We start from the raw sequence: 19589 nt of genomic DNA, 5'->3' as shown, positions 1-19589 counted from the left end.
TCCATCGTTCGACAAGGAGACATTTTTATGAAAATCAGGATGTTGGTTGGTAGTTAAGTCTTTACTGTTTTATCAGTAATCCTCTTTTATACATGTTATGTCGTGGAGCAAAAGAGTCTAATTGTATCCTTGTTTGGTTTGTTTTTTGTGGTATTTTTAGGTTTACTAGCTTTGGTGCTAGGGCGTTGGGCTAAGAGGCAAAACATCGGCTTATTAAAATGGACGGTCATTGTTTTAGTTTTGGTGAATGTCATGTTTTTTGTAATGGATTATGTCTTATTATCTGGAAATTTATCTGAGTTTTTCATTTCTTCTATTACTTACACTCTGGTTTTTTCCGGAATAATGTTTATAAGATATAAGCGCGGCTTGGAATAAATGGCTAAAGTTTCAAAAGTATTAATTGAGGACGTGTCTATGAAGAAAATCTTTATGCTATTTTTGTTTGTGACAAGTATTTCATTTCTTTTGGTTAGCTGTAAGGTAGGCGATAATAAGTCAGATGATAAGAACTGGACCGCCAGTTTAGATAAGGCACAAAAAATTGAAGTTTTATCACCGAAAGGATCTGAACCAATTACAACAATGACAAATGACCAAGAGATAAAAAAATTTGTTAAAGCTCTTAAACTTGATAAGTGGAAAATGAAAGATGTTCCCTCAAAGGCTATTAAGGGGGAAAAATATAAAATGTATCAAGAGAATACTGTTAAATTGGGCGAATCAGGCAAAGGTAAAAACGAGTTAAATAAAATTGCGGGCATGACAACATATAAAGATACCCCCTATATTGATTTCAATATAAAAAACAATACATTTAGTTTCAAAGTACCAGAAGAGGTAGCCGAATATCTGTCTAAATATAAATAGCTAAATCGTCTGTTTAACTGGGATTAGTATTTTAATAGAAACTAAAAGGAGTAATTGTCATCAATAGAAAATTTTCTTGGAGAAGTTATACCTTTTTAATTTTAAGTATCCTGGTTACGCTTTCTATGATTCTTTTAGATCCAATTGCCGTAGCAATAACAGAGCAAGTTGGATCTGTCGTAGTGATTTTTATTTTTGTAGGTACCGTAGCCTCCGTTATACTTGCAATCTTGGCTTTTTCTAATCAAACAGAGAAGAAAAATATAGCTATGATAGCCTTGCCTATAACCCTTATCAATATTGCGGTGATTGGTTTTTTCTTATGGTTTGGTGCAAATGTCGCATCATAGAATAAGGCTAATTATTCCTAACTAAGTCAAAGGAAGGGGAATTATGGGAGAATTATGAACATCGGTTTGTTTTGTTATGGTACTCTTCTTATTGGCGGGTTGCGGATCGAATGATAAGGAAAAACAGACGTTAATAGATGAAAATCGGATCATGGGACATTGTCGAATAAAGTTCATGAACAGAATGTCCATGCATAGGTTGTATTTGCCTCAATCAAAAAATCCCGACGTAGTTATGCCGCCGGGATTTTTTGATGTGCCTGGCATGGGTACAGGCTATAGGATGAAAGTCCCGAACAGTGAAGGCAGTAGTAGCTGTAGATGACTGCGTGTCTGAAGGAAGTCGGCCAACTTCCTCCTCAAGCAGGGAAGCCGTGCAAGGTCTGATGAAAACGCCTTACACTTGCGGTAACCGGGTTCAAGAGTAGCGTTGAATCATGAAGAAAAGAGCGCTGAGATTCCTGCGTAGCCTGTACATCTCCTGAATATTAGAATTCTAATATTTGGTGCTGATTCATGATAACACCGTCCGAAATGTTATGCCTGTATACCGTCAATATCTACATGGAGATGTCGCGGGCCCCGCAAGAGCGCGTTCTGTCGATACGGTGGTGGATCGAGAACCAGTTGAGGGTTTACCAAACGGCGGGCTAAGGCATCCAACGCAATCTGTACCTCCAGACGAGCCAGCGGAGCTCCAAAGCAGTAGTGAATTCCGTTGCCAAATCCAAAATGCCGATTATCCGTACGATCTGGAATGAATTGGTCAGGATCAGCAAACTGTTCAGGATCGCGATTTCCAGCAGCGAGCAATAAATTAACAATGGAACCTTTTGGAATTGTGACATCGTCAAGCGAAATGTCAGCGAGAGCGGTACGGTTTGCCAAAAATTGCACAGGTGGTTCGAAGCGTAAGAGTTCTTCAACAAGCGGAACAACCAGTCCTGGTTCGTTTCGCAAACGTTCCAACACCCCTGGGTTCCGTGACAATGTCAACCAGCCATTGGCCATCAAGTTCACCGTGGTCTCATGACCGGCTATCAGGAGTAATATCGAGGTGGATGTAAGTTCCGTAGGGGACAAATGCCCATCACCACTCTCGTCACTGATAAGTCGGGAGAGCATATCATCTCCTGGCTGGTCACGACGACTCTGTATTAGTTCCCCCATATACTGCTCGATCTCCCTGCGAGCTTGAGTCTCATCCATTGTCGGTTGTTCGTCATCGTCCTGTGGAAGGGGATCTAAACTTGCAACAATTGCGTCCGCCCAAACATGGAACCTTGGTTCGTCCTCCTCGGGAACACCAAGCAATCGGCAAATGACCGTCACTGGAAAAGGGTAGGCGAAGTCATCGACGATATCAATGCGGGAACGGTCCTGCATTCGATCAATTAGGTCATTCACGATATGCGTCAGTTCGCTTTTCATGTCGTCAATCATCTGCGGGGTGTGAGGAGGACCGAACTGACGTGTCACCAAGCGACGCTTCCGATCATGTTCAGGTGGATCCAACATCAGAAATGATGGTTCCCCCTCTGTGGACGTTGCTGCTTTCTCCTGATCCGAAAGGCGACTGCGAGGATCTGAACTTAGCCTTGGATCATACAACAATTTGCCTATGAGGCGATGGCTGCTAATCACATAGCTGCCATCCGCCTCTTGTACGATAGGCGTCTTGAGTAATTCTTTGTAAAGAGGATACGGATTGGCGCGGTTGGCATAGTTATTTACCTGTTGAAATAGACTCTCTTCTTTCATAGGGTTTTCCTCCCAAGTATATATATTTAGCGATATAGGGTGGCGCGTTACTCACAAAGCCACCCCAGTACAGATTTGTTCAGACCCTGTAACGCTACGATCAAGATCGTGAACTTGTCGACTTAGGAAAACGAGTTGGAACAGATTGCAAGGGCTTAGATATATCATACGAGGGGGCAGCCGGTGGAAATGGTGCGGCTGCGGCAACGTGAGTCTCGTAATATGGTAACCACCGCCCTTGATCAAAGCTTACGGCGGCTACTGTGCGCCCTTGGTGGCCATAAACAGCCACGAATCGTCTTCTCTCAGTTGAACCTTGCATGACGACAACTTCATCTGCAAAAGTTGGCAGACCGACCGATTTGACATTGACGCCAAACTGCATTGACCAGAAAGAGGGAACCTCCTTATATGGACGCTGCTCGGCACCAGTACATACCATATTGTGAGCCGCAACCTCAGCCTGCTCCACAGCATGTCCCCAGTGCTCAAGCGTGATCAGCTGATGGTCATAAAGTGGATGAGGAAAACGTGATACATCACCTGCAACAAAAACGTCGTTAGAGACAACGCCATGACTATCGAAGACGCGACAGCTTGCGTCACATGTTACCCCCAATTGTCCGGCGGCCAACCCAGAATGCTCAAGCCACTCTGTATTTCGAATAGATCCCATAGCGATGACAGCGACGTCAACATCCAACGTACTTCCATCGGACAAATGAGCACGTTGCAATTGTCCATCAGAGTCCCCTTCTAGCCCAAGGACCGTCGTATGACATCGCAAATCGACACCATAATCGCGCTGCATTTGGGCTGCCACTTCACCAATCTCCGCACCAAGTGCACTGACCAACGGCGTGTCACTCCGTTCCGCAACAGTGACAGAGAGATTAAGCTCACGGCAAACTGAAGCGATCTCACAGCCCATAAATCCACCGCCGACCACAAGCACACGACGAGGCTTAGTGCTCAAACGCTTATGAAGTCGTTCAGCATCATCACGGGTTCGTAGAACAAACACACCATCTAGATTTCGTTCTTCTTCTTTAGGCCATGGTCGAGCACGTACACCAGTCGCTATTAGCAACCGTTCAAATTCAACGGTATTCCCATCGGCAAGCTGTACCCGTTTGTTTACCATGTCTAATCCGGTAGCAGAGACACCAAGCTGCCACTCAACATCATCAAGAAGATGACGTTGGCGAGGTAATGCGGTACGATCAGCAGGAACCCAACCCTCCAACACTTGTTTGGAGAGTGGTGGTCGGTCGTACGGTTCATGTGGCTCATCGCCAATGACGGTCAATTGTCCTGTAAATCCCTCTTTCCGCACCGCTTCAGCGGCTCGTAATCCTGCCAGCGAGGCTCCTACAATGACGATACGACCGTTTACGGAATTTTGAACGTTAGATGTGCTAGTCATGATGTTTTCCCACTTCCTTATTCTCTTTTTGTTCGTCATTCTGATGGTTTGTCTCTTCTACGAAGATAGCCTGAACAGGGCAGGACGCTGCGGCACGCAACACTTTTTCGCTGTGCTCATTGTTAGGGCCCGGATGATACATAAGCGCTTCTTCGCCTGCAAGCTTGAATGTCTCAGGAGCCAAAAAGCAGCATTGAGCGTAGCCTTGGCAGCTATTCAAATCAACAACAACACGCATCTTTATACGCTCCTTTCGATCCTGGTAATGGAAGAGCCATAGGGTAAATCTGAACTGCTACTACTAAGCCAGTATGTCTACATGTTGACGGTTAAGATATCCTCATATGTCTTCGTTTAGAAAGAATAATGTTCATGGGCTGTACTCATGTCGTTCTGGTCCGCATAAAATATGATGAGCTAGAATGTTTGCCCCAAAGTACCTTTGATGAGCTACTTTTGACCGAAACTTATCACGCCTAAAGTTCCCTCTACATCTTGTGCTATTCTTTTCCCTTCTATGTATAGCCTCTATGCATTAGATTTTCGCTGAAACCTTAATGGTTCTTTGCTTGGATGGTAGAACACGTCTCTCCGTTTCAAGGAAAACCATCATACTAGAAGCCATAGCAGCTAGGCTATCACCCCTCTGAATGTTACTGTAAACACCAAGAAGAAGGTCAAGCTATAAAACATCCTTTACTCCCTTTCTTTTTGCCCCCGATCAGATTCTATAGTAAAATAAAAGGCGCTGCATGAACCATCAATCAAGGAGGACTTCCGAAAATGAAAAAAGGACAAATCACCATGGAAAATGGTGACAATATATTGATTGAGTTTTATCCGGACGATGCACCAAAAACGGTTGAAAACTTTGAGAAATTGGCTAATGACGATTTTTACAATGGGTTAACGTTTCATCGCGTCATCCCAGGTTTTGTTTCTCAAGGAGGTTGTCCAAAAGGTAACGGAACGGGCAATGCTGGTTATACGATTAAGTGTGAAACGGAAGGCAATCCGCGTAAACACCACCAAGGCGCGCTGTCTATGGCTCACGCCGGAAAAGATACCGGAAGCTGCCAATTTTTCATTGCGCATGATCCGCAGCCGCATTTAGACGGTGTACATACAGTATTTGGACAAGTACTCGAAGGCATGGATACGGTTTTGAAAATGGAGAACGGCGATACGATGAAAGAAGTTAAAGTTTGGGACGAATAATAGATTTTGATCCTGGCGTCAGTGATGGCGCCGGGATTTTTTAGATTTCAATCCTTGTTCCAACATCCGAATCCTTTTCCAAAATCGATCTATGATAATATGGCTTACGGACCTAAGATCCATGGTATTAAGGATAAAAAGATCTTGGATCAAGTCGTGGAAAAGAGTTTGCGCGGCGCAGCGATTTGGGATGAAGTGAAAGACCGGCTTAATGCGAATGCCTATAGTCTATCAGGGGGCTCTAGTAAAGGCATCTTGAGTAAACGGCGCTGAGGAACATCCTAAGATTAAGTGTTCCGAACCTCGACGGCCCTCCAGCTTTTATATATGAACATATGAGTTTACAATTCGAACGACTATTGTTACATTAAAATTAACAATTACATGAGTGAATCGGGGAGCCAATTTTGGCTGAGAGGATGTTGTTGCATCGACCCGTGAACCTGATCTGGGTAATGCCAGCGAAGGAACGCAATCCGAAGTGTTTAACGGATGGATAACGTGCTGCCTTTGATCGGGCGGCATTTTTTTATTTTGCTGTTTGAATCAATTTCATAATTAAAACGAAAGCAGAAAATCCAAGCATTTGTAAGTGTGCTTAGCCTGTTGATTTTCACGCTAGGCGGGTGCTTTCCGCGGGCATGGCTTGAGCCTCATGCCCACACCCGGGGTCCCTGAAAAGCGATTTTTGGCTTTTTGGGGTGGATTGATGTGGGTAGGGTCAGCGATGTCACAGGACGTAGGCCCGCAGGACGCGGGTCAGTTCAGCGATGTCACAGGACGTGACGTTTTTAGCTGAACCTCTTTATTTAAGCTGAACCTCCTTACATGCGCTGATCATCCTTGATTGCGCTGCGGGGTCTCAAGACTCATGCTATTCCCGCAGGAGTCGTCGCCTGCCGTACCAATCAGCGAAAAAGCCTTTAATTTAATCTAGAACTTTATTAAGGAGATGACATAATGGGTCAAGCGAATTTAGCCCTGCAAGTGATACCTAAAGTCAATACAGATGATGTCTATAATATTGTCGATCAAGCGATTGCGGTCATTCAAGCATCTGGTGTGAAATATGAAGTCGGCCCGATGGAAACCGTGATGGAGGGTGAGTTAGACGAATTGATCGAGATTGCGAAACAAGCGCAGCAAAAAGTGTTGGATGCCGGGGCATCGGAAGTGATCACGAATATCAAAATTCATTACCGTCCAGAGGGAGTTACTATGGATGAAAAAACCCATCAATACCGGGCATAAAACGCGCGTTTCTTGGTGGCACCAAGTCTATCCGCCCTTATTACTGATTGTGTTATTGATTGGGATCTGGGAACTGACTGCTCGGTTTATGTTGACGGAAGATTATATTTTGCCACCGCCGTCTGATGTCCTGTCCGCCTTAGTTAACAGCTGGGATTTACTTATGAAACATACCACGGTGACATTGTATGAAACGGTGTTCGGGCTCGTTATAGCGGTTATAGCTGGCATCATTGTCGCTGTGGCGATTGATTTTTCCAGTGTATTGCGCCGGGCGATTTATCCGTTGCTCGTGATTTCACAAACGATTCCTTATTTTGCGTTGGCTCCCATTTTTTTATTGCTGTTTGGCCTAGGACCGTTGCCACGCATTCTCATTGTTGCGCTCGTGTGTTTTTTTCCGATTACAGTGAGTCTGGCTGGCGGCTTGCAGTCTGTTGAGCGCGAATACATTACGTTCATGCGGGCGATGAATGCGACGAAATGGCAAATTTTCCGCTTCGTTAAGTGGCCGGCGGCGTTGCCATCATTGTTTACGGGCTTACGCATGGCCGCGACATATAGCGTGATGTCGGCGGTCATCGGTGAATTATTCGGCGGCAGTCGCGGATTAGGCATATTACTGAGTTTATCAACGCAATCTTATTTGTATGGCCGGGTCTTTGCGACGATTGTTGTGATCATCGGTTTGAGCTTGCTGATTTATATGATTGTTGAGTGTCTCGCACGGTTCGTCATGCATTGGCAGTATAAGTCTTAAGTTAGAGGGGTTCCATTCATTATGATTCGAAAACTATTATTGGTTATCGCCAGTTTAGGGGTGCTTGCATCGTGTTCTGATCAAGGTGATGGTGCTGACAGTGAACAAAAGCGGCAAAAAGTTTCAATGATGTTGGACTGGTCACCGAACACCAATCACACAGGACTCTATGTCGCTAAGAAAAAAGGATTTTATAAAGACGAAGGGCTAAAGGTCAACATTAAGCAGCCTGGTCAAGGGAGTTCAACCGATCAGTTGGTCGCTTCGGGTGAAGCTGACTTTGGTATTGGCGCCCAAGAAGGCGTGACACAAGCCCGGGCCCAAGATATCCCGCTCGTGTCTATAGGAGCTGTGATTCAACATAACACGTCAGCCTTCGCTTCTAAGAAACAGGCAGGCATTACTGAAGTCAAAGATTTTGAAGGTCAGACTTACGGCGGTTGGGGGGCTCCGAGCGAGAAGGCTACAATTAAAGCTGTCATGAAACGTCACAATGCTGATCCTTCCAAGGTTAAATTCGCAACGCTAGGTAAAACGAATTTCTTCAAATCGATCGGCAAACTCGCCGATTTTGAATGGATTTATTATGGTTGGGATGGTGTGCAAGCGAAGTTAAAGGGAACGGATTTGAACTTAATTTGGTTGAAAGATTTACATCCTGCGCTGGACTATTATACACCAGTGATCACAACCAATGAGCACCATGTGAATGAACAAAAAGATTTGACGGAAAAATTCATGGCCGCGACAAGTAAAGGGTATCAATACGCGATTCAACATCCTGATGAGGCTGCGGATATCTTGCTGGAGTACGCGCCGGAATTAAATAAAAAGTTAGTTCATGCCAGTCAAAAGTGGTTAAGTGACCACTACCAAGCCGACGCCAAAAAATGGGGTCTGCAAGATGAAGAAGTCTGGACGCGTTATACCGATTTTATGAAAAAGTATAATCTTATTAAAAAAGATGTTGATATAGACAAAGCGTTTACGAACGAATTTTTACCGGGAGTGGATTAATGCCATGCTAGAGGTTGAGCACCTTAACAAGTCCTTCGCTGGCCTTCCTGTTCTGTCTGATATCAGTTTTCAGGTGGAGGAAGGCGAATTTGTCAGCATTATCGGGCCAAGCGGAAGCGGCAAAAGTACAATCTTCAATCTATTGACGGGTATCTTGTCAGCAGACGCGGGTGATATTCACTATAACCAGGTCCCGGTGGAAAGCGATCGCCATCCTTTCGCTTACATGCCGCAAGAAGATACACTGATGCCATGGCGATCCGTGATTGATAATGCGGTGCTGCCTCAAGAAATTCTGGGTGCGAATAAAAAGGAGGCACGCCGGCGGGTTAAGGAGAAGCTTCCTGAATTTGGGTTGGAGGGTTTCGGTGATCACCGACCACCACAAATTTCCGGCGGTATGCGGCAACGCGTCAATTTGTTAAGAACGTATATGTTCGATCGTGATATTCTGCTGCTTGATGAACCTTTTGGAAGTTTGGACGCGATCACCCGTGCGAAAATGCATGAATGGCTATTAAACATTTGGCGTCGTCATCAGAAAACGGTGTTATTTGTGACGCATGATATTGATGAAGCGCTGTACTTGTCAGACCGGGTGTTCGTTCTAAGTGAGCGGCCAGGAACCATAGAGAAGGCCGTGACTGTCGATCTGACGAGGCCGAGACAGCGTCAGGTCATGAGTGATGACCATTTTGTTGAGCTTAGGGAGCAGCTATTTCAATATTTACTTCCCAAAAACGAGGATTTGAGCATTGAATGACGAAAGTATGAGTTGAGGGGGGATGTTGATGAGTAGCATCGTGAATATGGATTGGGTCAATGAACATTTGGCAAATGATGATCTTGTTTTAGCGGATTGTCGTTTTAATTTATCGGATGGTGATGAAGGACGGCGGCAGTATGCAGCTGAACACATTCCTGGCAGTCTTTATTTTGATCTGGATCAGGATTTGTCAGCCCCCGCTAGTCATCACGGCGGGCGGCATCCCTTACCAGATGTGTCGCAGTTGGCTGAGATACTAGGGCGTTATGGTATCGGCCGTCACACCACTGTCGTCGCTTATGATGAACAAGATGGCATGGTCGCGTCACGTTTCTGGTGGCTCTTGTCATACCTAGGTCACGAGCGTGTTTATGTGATGGATGGCAATTTTTCTATGTGGAAGGCACGCGGTTTGCCTGTCACAGATGTGATTCCGGAATATGGTCCCGTGTCGTTCGAACCGGTGGTGCAAGCAAATTGGGTTGTCGATGTTGATGATGTTCGTGCGTCGCTTGGTTCGTCGGAACGGATTGTGGTCGATGCTCGTGCCCCGGAACGATTTAACGGTGAGAGTGAACCTATGGACGGCAAAGCGGGTCACATCCCAGGTGCGCAAAACCGGTTTTGGAAACAAAATTTGGAAGGTGGCCGGTGGAAGTCTCGCGATGAATTAGAGCGGCGATTTTCTAACTTACATGATGAAGAAGTCATTGTCTATTGTGGATCCGGTGTGAGCGCCTGCCCAAATATTTTGGCGATGCAGGAAGCCGGCATTCAAAACGTCAAACTGTATCCGGGCAGTTGGAGCGATTGGATCAGTTATGACAATAACCCCATTGAAACAGGTGAATCATAGAAAGTGTCAAAGGCTGCTCTGTTTAGGGCAGCCTTTTCACTTGAGGACGCGCTGTCCCATAGAGGTTGCGCTTGTCCCATAGAGGACGCGCTGTCCCATGGGTGTCCCGTACTGAAATAAAAGAGTCCCGTATTGAAAAGATTCTGTCCCGAAAGTCAAGGATCTTGGAACGTACTTGTCCCATAGAGGTCGCGCTGTCCCATGGGTGTCCCGTACTGAAATAAAAGAGTCCCGTATTGAAAAGATTCTGTCCCGAAAGTCAAGGATCTTGGAACGTACTTGTCCCATAGAGGTTGCGCTGTCCCATGGGTGTCTCGTACTGAAATAAAAGAGTCCCGTATTGAAAAGATTCTGTCCCGAAAGTCAAGGATCTTGGAACGTACTTGTCCCATAGAGGTTGCGCTGTCCCATGGGTGTCCCGTACTGAAATAAAAGAGTCCCGTATTGAAAAGATTCTGTCCCGAAAGTCAAGGATCTTGGAACGTACTTGTCCCATAGAGGTTGCGCTGTCCCATGGGTGTCCCGTACTGAAATAAAAGAGTCCCGTATTGAAAAGATTCTGTCCCGAAAGTCAAGGATCTTGGAATGTACTTGTCCCATAGAGGTTGCGCTGTCCCATGGGTGTCCCGTACTGAAATAAAAGAGTCCCGTATTGAAAAGATTCTGTCCCGCAAAGCACGGATCTTGGAACATACTTGTCCCATAGAGGACACGCTGTCCTATGGGTGTCCCGTACTTGTCCCATTGAGAGCATGTATTTCATCTGGTTAATTTTAACGCCATTTGCATCAAGTAACTGACCCCTTCGGCTATTCAATTAAGGTGAATCATGAGATAATAAACATTGGATTATTAGATTTGGAGTGATCGGTTATGGCATTACGTCTGTTGATTGGACGGTCGGGCACAGGGAAAACACAACAGGTACATAAGGAGATCATTGCGGAACTGAAACAGCGGCCGCAGGGTAAGCCGCTGATTCTGATTGTGCCCGATCAAATGACGTTTGCCACAGAATATGATATTGCGACAGCGGCAGGTCTCGGTGGCACAACGCGCCTCCACGTATTGAGCTTTTCCCGGCTTGCCCTTAGAGTGCTGCAGGAAACTGGTGGAGCGACGCGTCAGCACCTGTCACAGGTAGGCCTATCGATGCTGCTAAGGCGACTCGTCGAAAAACGAAGTGACGAGCTGCGCATTTTTCAGCGTGCTGGTGAACAGAAAGGTTTTTACGATATCCTGCGCCAATCGATTGCTGAGTTTAAACGGTATTGTTTATCAGCGGACGATGTTTTCCAGCAATATAAACAATTAGAAACAATGGAGCGGCAAGATGAAGTGCTGACGAAGGATAAACTGCATGACTTACAACTGATTTATACAGACTTCGAGCAGGCGTTGCTAGATAAATATGTTGATTCGGAAGACTACTTAAATTTACTAGCTAGGCAACTGCCAAAATCCCAGTGGCTCAAAGACGTTGACGTATGGATGGACGGGTTTGATCAGTTGATTCCACAGGAACAAGAAGTCGTCCAAGCCTTACTCGAAACCGCCTCCGATGTTGCGGTTACCTTGACAATGGATACACACGGGCTTCATTCAGGTGCTGGGGAAATGTCCCTGTTCCAAAAGCCGGTTCAAACTTATCAGCAACTGCAACAATTGGCAGTGGCCTCCGGTGTGACCGCCCGAGAACCTGAAATGTTTACCGATCCACGGCGATTCCGCCAGCAGGCGTTAGCCCACCTTGAACAAAACTATGAAAAACGACCGGCGCCTGAAGCAGCAGCTGGGCCTGCGATTCGGATGACGGAGACGGTTAACCGCCGTGAGGAAGTTGAGCAAACGGCACGGGAGATTTTAAAACTCGTTCGCGAGGAGAGTTACTGCTATCGTGATATCACGGTTTTAACCCGTGATTTAACTCTCTATTATGATCTAGTTGATTCCATCTTCCAAGATTACGAGATTCCGGTGTTTCTTGACCAAAAGCGGCCGATGCACCACCATCCGCTGATTGAATTTATCCGCTCGGCTTTGGATGTCATTCAGCAAAATTGGCGGTATGAAGCAGTTTTTCGTTGTGTGAAGACCGATTTGTTATTTTCAACCGATGCTGATTGGTCTGTAGAACGAGAGAAAATGGATCAGTTAGAAAACTACGTGATCGGCTTCGGCGTCCACGGTTCCCAGTGGCGGAGCTCGGAACCATGGATCTACCGGGAATACCGTGGGCTCAGGGAGGAGGACATCCCGCAATCGAAAGAGGAGAAACAACATCAATATAAGCTCAACCAATGGCGCGAAATAGTTCGCCGGCCGCTGATGCAATTGGAAAAAGACTTGTCTAAGGCGAAGACAGTGATCGATAAATGTACGGTACTCTATCAATTTTTAGAAACGATGAATATTCCGGAGAAAATTGAAAGCTTACGAAACCGCGCGGAGGAAGCGGGCCGATTGGATGAAGCACGGGAACATGATCAAGTTTGGCGGACGGTGCTTGATTGCTTGGATCAGCTGGTTGAAACGGGTTCGGATGATGCTTTGTCGTTGGAGGTGTTCATCAATGTTTTAGATACCGGGCTTGATTCGTTAACGTTTGCGCTTGTGCCCCCGGCGCTTGATCAAGTGTTGGTCGGTAGCATGGATCGAACGCGTATGTCCGGCGCCAAGGCCGTATTTATTGTCGGCGCCAATGAAGGCTTGTTGCCGATGACACCCACGGAAGATCACATCTTAAATGATGATGATCGTGCGGTGCTGGAGACTTATGAATTTAATATCGAAGAGACGAGCCGGGATCAACTGCTACAAGAAGAGTATATGATCTACAAAGCATTCGCGGCACCGAGCGAGCGTCTCGTGATTTCCTATCCGTTAGCAACGGAAAATGGTGACGCACTAATGCCATCAACAGTTATTAACCGGATTAAGCGACTGTTTCCGGACATCACGCCTCTTTTAATCACTGGTGATGCCCATGAACATAATGTGATGACCCAGCTTGATTTTGCTAGCCGGCCGATGAAGGCGCTCAGTCATACCGCAGCGCAAATTCGCCGCTGGCGGCGCGGTTATCCGATCTCAAATATTTGGTGGGATGCCTATAACTGGTTGGTAACAAATGACTGGTGGGCGGACAACACGAAGCAAGTGTTAAGCAGTCTATTTTATTATAACCGTGAACAGCCGCTTGAGCCCGATGTTGCCCAAGCGTTATACAGTAGTCATATCAAGGCGAGCGTGTCACGGATGGAACTGTATAAATCCTGTCCGTTTGCCCAATTTGCTTCTTACGGGCTAAAGTTGAAAGAACGGGATACTTATCGTTTGGATGCGCCGGATATCGGACAATTGTTCCACTCTGCGTTAAAATTAATGACGGAAGAATTAATGAAGCACAATCGTCAGTGGTCAGAGCTTAATGATGATGAATGTGAAGCTTTGGCCCACAGGCAAGTCGAGCAACTCTCGCCAAAGCTGCAAAAACAAATTCTATTGAGCTCAGCGCGCCATGAATATTTGCAGCATAAATTGTCGCAGGTCATTATTCGCGCGGCGAAAACGATGCGGCAGCAAGCTAAAGCAAGTGGTTTTTCTCCCGTCGGTTTGGAATTACCGTTTGGTCCTGATCAACCTTTGCCGCCGCTAACGTTTGAACTGCCTAATGGTTGTCAAATGGAGATTATTGGACGGATTGACCGCGTGGATCGGGGTTATAGTGACCAAGGCATGATGCTCAGGATCATTGATTATAAATCAAGCGCCACGGACTTGAATCTATCGGAAGTCTATTATGGATTGGCGCTGCAAATGCTCGCCTATCTGGACGTTGTGATCACCTATGCGAAGGAATGGCTGGGTGAGGAAGCGGATCCTGGTGCGGTTTTATATTTTCATGTCCATAATCCGATGCTGAATGATCCTGAAGGGGCGGCTCAATCTGTTGAGCGTGAATTGCTTAAGCAATTTAAAATGAAAGGTCTTGTACTGGAAGATGAGGACGTTGTTAAAGGCATGGATCAAACGCTTGAGTCCGGAAATTCCGACATCGTCCCGGTCGGTTTGAAGAAAAATGGCGGATTCTACAGTTCGTCTTCCGTTGCCAGTCCTGATGATATGGCCTCCTTGCGGGATTACGTCCGGGAAACGATGGCAGATATCGGGACGAATATCACGGACGGTGATATTGACATTTCACCTTATAAACTTAAGAACAAGAAGCCTTGCGAGTACTGTGCTTTCAAATCGGTGTGTCAATTTGACGAGTCGCAGCCGGAAAATGAGTATCGCGCACTCAAGCAAACCAAAGACAAGGACATTCTGGAACAAATCAGAAAGGAGGATGACGACGGTGACCAAAATCAATAAACCGGCGGAGAGCATATGGACCGATGAACAGTGGCGGGCCATTAGTGAAGACGGACAAAATATGCTCGTGGCTGCCGCGGCAGGCTCGGGAAAAACAGCCGTCCTTGTTGAACGGATCATTAATAAAATTGCCCGGGAAGACGCACCTGAGGATGTGGACCGGCTGCTGATTGTGACATTTACAAATGCTGCCGCCGCAGAAATGAAGACGCGGATTGGTCAGGCATTGGATCAAGCGTTGGCACTAAACCCCGGTTCACTTCATTTGCGCCGGCAATTAACGTTATTGAATAAAGCATCGATTATGACGTCGCACTCGTTCTGCCTTTCTGTTGTACGTAAGTACTATCACCAGCTTGATCTCGATCCGGCGTTTCGCATTGCTGATGAGACAGAAGTGGAACTCATTCGTGAGGAAGTCATGGAGGAGTTGCTTGAAACCTACTATGGCGGGGAAAAGCAAGCTCTTTTTTACGAATTAGTGGACCGGTATACGAATGACCGTAGTGATGCGGAGATGCAGGCGCACATCACTCGTCTCTTCAATTTTTCTATGAGTCATCCTTGGCCTGATCGTTGGTTAGATGAGCTTGCAGGCGCTTATCAAATCGATGAGACGACAACGCCGGAGGATTTGCCTTGGATTCCGCCGCTAAAAAACGACATTCGCCGGAAACTTGACGGCATGATCGCCATGATTGATCAAGCTGAGATGATCGCCGATCAACCAGGCGGTCCAACGCCTTATCTAGCCAACCTTAGTGATGACAAGCTGCTGATAAGACAATTAAGAGATAGCTGCGAGCAACATTGGCAGGACATGTATGAGCAATTTTCCGCAGTTTCATTCGGACGGTTAAAAGCTTGTAAAGGTGAGGAATATGATGGGCATTTGATTGATCAAGTTAAAGCGATGCGCGATCAATATAAGAAGGAAGTTAACAAACTAAAGGAAGAAATGTTCACCCGTTCACCTGACGAGCAATTGGATGATCTCAACACGATGCAGCCGTTTATCAACCTATTGGTTGAGCTTGTGAAAGATTTTAAAGCGAAGTATGAAGCGGCGAAAAAAAAGAAGGCGGTCGTTGACTTTAATGATCTTGAGCATTATTGTCTACGGATTTTGCGCGGAGAGCAGGCTGAACCGGGGTTTGAGCACCCATCAGACATTGCCCGGCAGTATCGTGCTCAATTTTCGGAAGTTCTTGTTGATGAATATCAGGATACGAATATGGTTCAAGAAACGATTTTACAATTGGTGTCTCATGATGAACATGAAGGCGGCGGGAATATGTTCATGGTTGGCGATGTTAAACAGAGTATTTACCGTTTCCGCTTAGCTGAGCCGACGCTATTTATGACGAAGTACAAACAGTTTAAAGACGAACAAACGTCGGGAGAACGGATCGACTTATCCAGGAATTTTCGCAGCCGCACTGAAGTGATTGACGCGACCAATGATGTATTCAAACAAGTGATGGATGAGGCGGTTGGAGAAATTGACTATGATTCGGATGCCGAACTGAAAATGGGAGCGAACTATCCACAGGGGGCACGTCCTGGTGAGTTGCTCTTGATCGACCGGGGTGAAGCTGCTGAGGATGACGATCAACAAATGGAAGATTACCAGACGGCAGAATTAGAAGCGCATCGTATTGCAGGTGAGATCCAGCGTTTAATTGGCAAAACGGGTGAGGAGCCGCTTGAAGTTTATGATAAAACCATCGACAGGATGCGGCCGGCGCAGTACAGTGATATGACGATTTTATTACGGGCGGCTCGGAACTGGGCCCCGGTGATCACTGATATTTTAACGCAAAAGGGCATCCCGGCACATGCTGAACTCTCTGGGGGTTATTTTGAAGCGATTGAAGTGTCCGTCATGTTGTCACTCTTGCAGACCATCGATAACCCTTATCAGGATATCCCGTTGTCTGCTGTTCTGCGCTCGCCCATGGTCGGTTTGACAGGCAATGAAATGGCCCGGATCCGGGTGGCCTCGAAGGACACACCTTATTATACGGCGGTTCGACAATATGCTGACAATCATCATGATCATTTGGCTGAAACATTATCCATGTTTCTCACCCGATTGAGAGAATGGCGTGATCGGGCCCGCAGCGGGGCACTCGCTGATTTGATTTGGCAAATTTATCGTGAAACGGGGTATTTCGATTATGTCGGAGGATTAATGGGTGGCAATCAACGTCAAGCGAACTTAAAAGCTTTGTATGACAGAGCACGACAATATGAGGCGACATCGTTCCGCGGTTTGTTCCGGTTTTTACGCTTTGTGGAACGTCTAAAAGACCGGGGCAGTGACATGGGTGAGGCGCGTGCATTAAGCGAGCAGGAAGATGTCGTACGTGTGATGACGGTGCATAAGAGTAAAGGATTGGAATATCCGATTGTGTTTGTCGCTGGTATGAGCAAACCGTTTAACCGGATGGATCTGAATCAGAAAGCCCTTTTGCATAAAAATTTGGGATTCGGAACGAAATACATTGATCCTGAGCAGCGCTTGACTCGACCGACGTTACCTTTTGTAGCGATTAAATATCAAATGCAGCAGGAAATGCTCGCTGAAGAAATGCGGGTTCTATATGTCGCGTTAACCCGTGCGAAAGAAAAACTGTATTTAACCGCAACTATGAAAGATGCCGCTAAGACGGTGCAGACATGGGAGCGGATGTTGGCTGAACAAGATTGGCTTCTGCCTGAACATGAACGCCGGATGGCCAAGAGTTATTTGGATTGGCTAGGTCCAGCGCTCGTCAGACATCCAGATGTTGAAGCATTACGGCAGCTAATGAATGATCAGCCAACACTTGGCACTGTGCTTGACTTTCGATCATCGTGGTCAGTTCAGTTATCGGCAGCCAAGGATGTCGTCAATGAAGACACGGTGGATGATGATGAATCGGAAATTTTGTCACGTCTTCAAGCATGGCAACCGGTTGACTCGGCGTCAGCTTATCAGGATGAACTCGCCCGGCGGCTAGAATGGCGGGAAGCGCATCAAGATGCCAGCTCCCATATGGCGAAGCAGACAGTGACTGAAATTAAGCGGCAACAAGAGATCACTGCAGGCATCGATTCGGATGACCAGTTTATTCGCCGTTTCCGGGATCCAATTGCTGAACGTCCCCGGTTTTTACAGAAGGATCGCGTATCAGCGGCTGAGGTGGGGACCGCCACCCATGCTTTGATGCAGCATATTTCTTTAGCCCAGGAGCCCAGTAAAGAAGGGATCAATAGGGAGATTCAACAATTGGTCAAGCGCGAATTATTGACGGATGAAGAAGCGGAAGCCATTGATACTGACCGTGTGTTTGCCTTTTTCCAGCAACCCATTGGTCAAAAATTGTTGCAAGCTAAGCGGGTTGAACGCGAGTTACCGTTTAGTTTGACGATGAATGCCTCGGAAGCTTATGCGACTTGGCAGCATCCCCAGGAAGAGCCGGTGCTCGTTCAAGGAGTGATTGATTGTCTGATTGTTGAAGAAGACGGGATCACGTTGCTAGATTATAAGACGGATGCCATTACGGAACGGTTTTCGTCAATTGAAGAAGCCGAAACACTTATGAAGCAAAAATACGGTGTCCAACTGCGCATGTACTGCCGGGCCATCGAACAAATTTGGCAGCAACCCGTAAAAATAGCCGGTCTCTATTTCTTTGATGGGGGTCACTATTTTCAAATGTAAGAAGGGAGGATAATGGATGCGTTTATTGCATACGGCCGATTGGCATTTGGGACGGACGCTTGAAGGGCGGTCACGTCATCAGGAGCAAGTTGATGTTTTAACAGAAATCTGCCAAATCGCCGAGGATGAACAGGTTGATGCTGTACTCATGGCTGGTGACGTGTTTGATACCGTCAACCCCCCAGCCGAGTCGGAAACGTTGTTTTATGAAACGGTCAAACGGCTGAGCGCCGATGGTGAGCGTCCTGTATTGATTATTTCCGGTAATCATGATAGTCCCGCACGTCTGCAGGCAGCACGACCACTTGCGGCCATCCACGGCGTTGAGTTGATTGGGCAACCTGTCCCACAGCCCGTGCAGATCCCGGTTCGGACAGGGGAAGTGTTAGTGTTAAGCCCTGTTCCTTACCCGTCCGAAAGCCGATTAAATGAATGTCTTAGTCAACTGAATGATGATCGTGTCCTGCAAACGGCTTACAACGAACGGGTCAGCTATCTGTTTCATGAACATGCTCATACGTTTCGCGAGGACACCGTTAATATTGTCATGAGCCATCTTTTTATGGCCGGTGGCAGTGAATCCGATTCAGAACGTCCCATACAGGTTGGTGGGGCTTATACGGTTACGAGTGACGCTCTGCCCGGGGTGGCTCAATATACAGCCTTGGGACATCTCCATCGGCCGCAAACGATAAGAAAGGATGAACAGCCGGTGCGCTATGCCGGTTCACCGCTGGCTTATAGCTTCAGTGAAGCTCACCAGCCGAAGTCGGTAACGATGATTGATGTGGTCCCTGGAGGCAGTGCTGAATGGAAGGAAGTTTATTTATCTTCAGGCAAACCCCTTGTGAAGTGGCAAGCGACAGGTGGTATGGACGATGTTTATCGATGGTTGGAAGAAGGGCGCGACGCTAATGCCTGGATTGATTTGGAAGTGACTGTCACGGAATCTCCGTCCATTCAGGAAATCCAGAACATCCGTCGCTGGCATCAAGGTATCGTTCATATACGACCCGTGTTTGTCGGCAACCAAGTGCCTATGGACGATGACACGGTGAATCCGGAGCAATTGCCGCTTGACGATATCTTTAAGCGATTTTATAAAAAACAAACCGGCGGTGGAGAGCCGGATGAAGCGCTCACGGAGCTGTTTTTAGAATTGGTTCATGAGACGGATGAAGATCATCATGATTAGAATACACCGCTATTACGCTAAGCCTAACCTTAT

Annotated in this window: 15 protein-coding genes, 1 pseudogene and 1 riboswitch; of the genes and pseudogenes, 13 read left to right on the top strand and 3 right to left on the bottom strand. The window is 46.6% G+C overall.

The genetic code is table 11. The annotated features are described in order from the left end of the window. The first annotated feature begins 417 nt into the window (after window positions 1-417). Window positions 418-870 carry a hypothetical protein gene (locus B9Y89_RS04190; RefSeq protein WP_085521833.1) on the top strand — a complete coding sequence of 151 codons (453 nt, stop codon included), beginning with the start codon at window positions 418-420 and terminating at the stop codon, window positions 868-870. A gap of 125 nt (window positions 871-995) precedes the next feature. Further along, window positions 996-1220: a hypothetical protein gene (locus B9Y89_RS04185; protein ID WP_085521832.1), complete on the top strand. Its 225-nt coding sequence runs from the start codon at window positions 996-998 to the stop codon at window positions 1218-1220. A 537-nt stretch (window positions 1221-1757) separates the two neighbouring features. On the opposite strand, the gene B9Y89_RS04175 is transcribed toward B9Y89_RS04185, so the two are convergent. Next, window positions 1758-2738, bottom strand: coding sequence for a cytochrome P450 (locus tag B9Y89_RS04175; RefSeq protein WP_254901194.1), 981 nt, complete (start codon window positions 2736-2738; stop codon window positions 1758-1760). Here B9Y89_RS04175 and B9Y89_RS19285 point away from each other — a divergent pair. After that, window positions 2693-2845 (top strand): hypothetical protein, encoded by a 153-nt coding sequence (locus B9Y89_RS19285; RefSeq protein WP_254901200.1) that lies wholly within the window; start codon window positions 2693-2695, stop codon window positions 2843-2845. The genes B9Y89_RS04175 and B9Y89_RS19285 overlap by 46 nt on opposite strands. A gap of 236 nt (window positions 2846-3081) precedes the next feature. On the opposite strand, the gene B9Y89_RS04170 is transcribed toward B9Y89_RS19285, so the two are convergent. Both B9Y89_RS04170 and B9Y89_RS04165 read right to left on the bottom strand, forming a co-directional pair. Further along, window positions 3082-4407 (bottom strand): NAD(P)/FAD-dependent oxidoreductase, encoded by a 1326-nt coding sequence (locus B9Y89_RS04170; protein WP_085521826.1) that lies wholly within the window; start codon window positions 4405-4407, stop codon window positions 3082-3084. Next, entirely contained in the window at window positions 4400-4645 is a 246-nt protein-coding gene (locus B9Y89_RS04165; RefSeq protein ID WP_085521825.1) for a ferredoxin, read from the bottom strand. Before B9Y89_RS04165 ends, B9Y89_RS04170 begins: the two co-directional genes overlap by 8 nt. A gap of 545 nt (window positions 4646-5190) precedes the next feature. Between B9Y89_RS04165 and B9Y89_RS04160 the strand changes: the two genes are divergently transcribed. From B9Y89_RS04160 to B9Y89_RS04115, 10 genes and pseudogenes are all read left to right on the top strand, one after another. After that, a complete protein-coding gene (locus tag B9Y89_RS04160) occupies window positions 5191-5625 on the top strand; it encodes a peptidylprolyl isomerase (protein ID WP_085521823.1) in 435 nt (144 codons plus the stop codon). A gap of 54 nt (window positions 5626-5679) precedes the next feature. Then, window positions 5680-5892, top strand: a pseudogene (locus B9Y89_RS04155) (phosphate ABC transporter ATP-binding protein); the annotation flags it as partial. A 117-nt stretch (window positions 5893-6009) separates the two neighbouring features. Then, window positions 6010-6115, top strand: a riboswitch (TPP riboswitch). A gap of 470 nt (window positions 6116-6585) precedes the next feature. Further along, window positions 6586-6876, top strand: coding sequence for a thiamine-binding protein (locus B9Y89_RS04150; RefSeq protein WP_085521822.1), 291 nt, complete (start codon window positions 6586-6588; stop codon window positions 6874-6876). Continuing rightward, window positions 6848-7636 carry an ABC transporter permease gene (locus tag B9Y89_RS04145; RefSeq protein ID WP_085521820.1) on the top strand — a complete coding sequence of 263 codons (789 nt, stop codon included), beginning with the start codon at window positions 6848-6850 and terminating at the stop codon, window positions 7634-7636. Before B9Y89_RS04150 ends, B9Y89_RS04145 begins: the two co-directional genes overlap by 29 nt. Before the next feature lie 21 nt (window positions 7637-7657). Further along, window positions 7658-8653 carry an ABC transporter substrate-binding protein gene (locus B9Y89_RS04140; protein ID WP_176222096.1) on the top strand — a complete coding sequence of 332 codons (996 nt, stop codon included), beginning with the start codon at window positions 7658-7660 and terminating at the stop codon, window positions 8651-8653. Window positions 8654-8657: 4 nt separating this feature from the next. Beyond that, complete coding sequence (locus B9Y89_RS04135) at window positions 8658-9416, top strand: ABC transporter ATP-binding protein (protein WP_085521818.1); 759 nt, start codon at window positions 8658-8660, stop codon at window positions 9414-9416. Between the two features lie 28 nt (window positions 9417-9444). Next, complete coding sequence (locus B9Y89_RS04130; RefSeq protein WP_085521816.1) at window positions 9445-10275, top strand: sulfurtransferase; 831 nt, start codon at window positions 9445-9447, stop codon at window positions 10273-10275. An 873-nt stretch (window positions 10276-11148) separates the two neighbouring features. Beyond that, window positions 11149-14652, top strand: coding sequence for a helicase-exonuclease AddAB subunit AddB (addB, locus tag B9Y89_RS04125; protein WP_085521814.1), 3504 nt, complete (start codon window positions 11149-11151; stop codon window positions 14650-14652). Then, on the top strand, window positions 14627-18361 hold the full coding sequence (gene addA, locus B9Y89_RS04120) for a helicase-exonuclease AddAB subunit AddA (RefSeq protein WP_085521812.1): 3735 nt from the start codon (window positions 14627-14629) through the stop codon (window positions 18359-18361). The genes addB and addA overlap by 26 nt, the downstream gene beginning before the upstream one ends. A gap of 16 nt (window positions 18362-18377) precedes the next feature. Then, window positions 18378-19556 (top strand): exonuclease SbcCD subunit D, encoded by a 1179-nt coding sequence (locus tag B9Y89_RS04115; RefSeq protein WP_085521810.1) that lies wholly within the window; start codon window positions 18378-18380, stop codon window positions 19554-19556. Window positions 19557-19589 lie beyond the last annotated feature (33 nt).

Origin of the sequence: Tuberibacillus sp. Marseille-P3662, from assembly GCF_900178005.1 — a bacterium.
In the GTDB taxonomy this organism is placed as follows: Bacteria; Bacillota; Bacilli; order Bacillales; family Sporolactobacillaceae; genus Marseille-P3662.
Note: the sequence above shows the minus strand (reverse complement) of the source record. Positions and strands in the feature narration are given on the sequence as shown.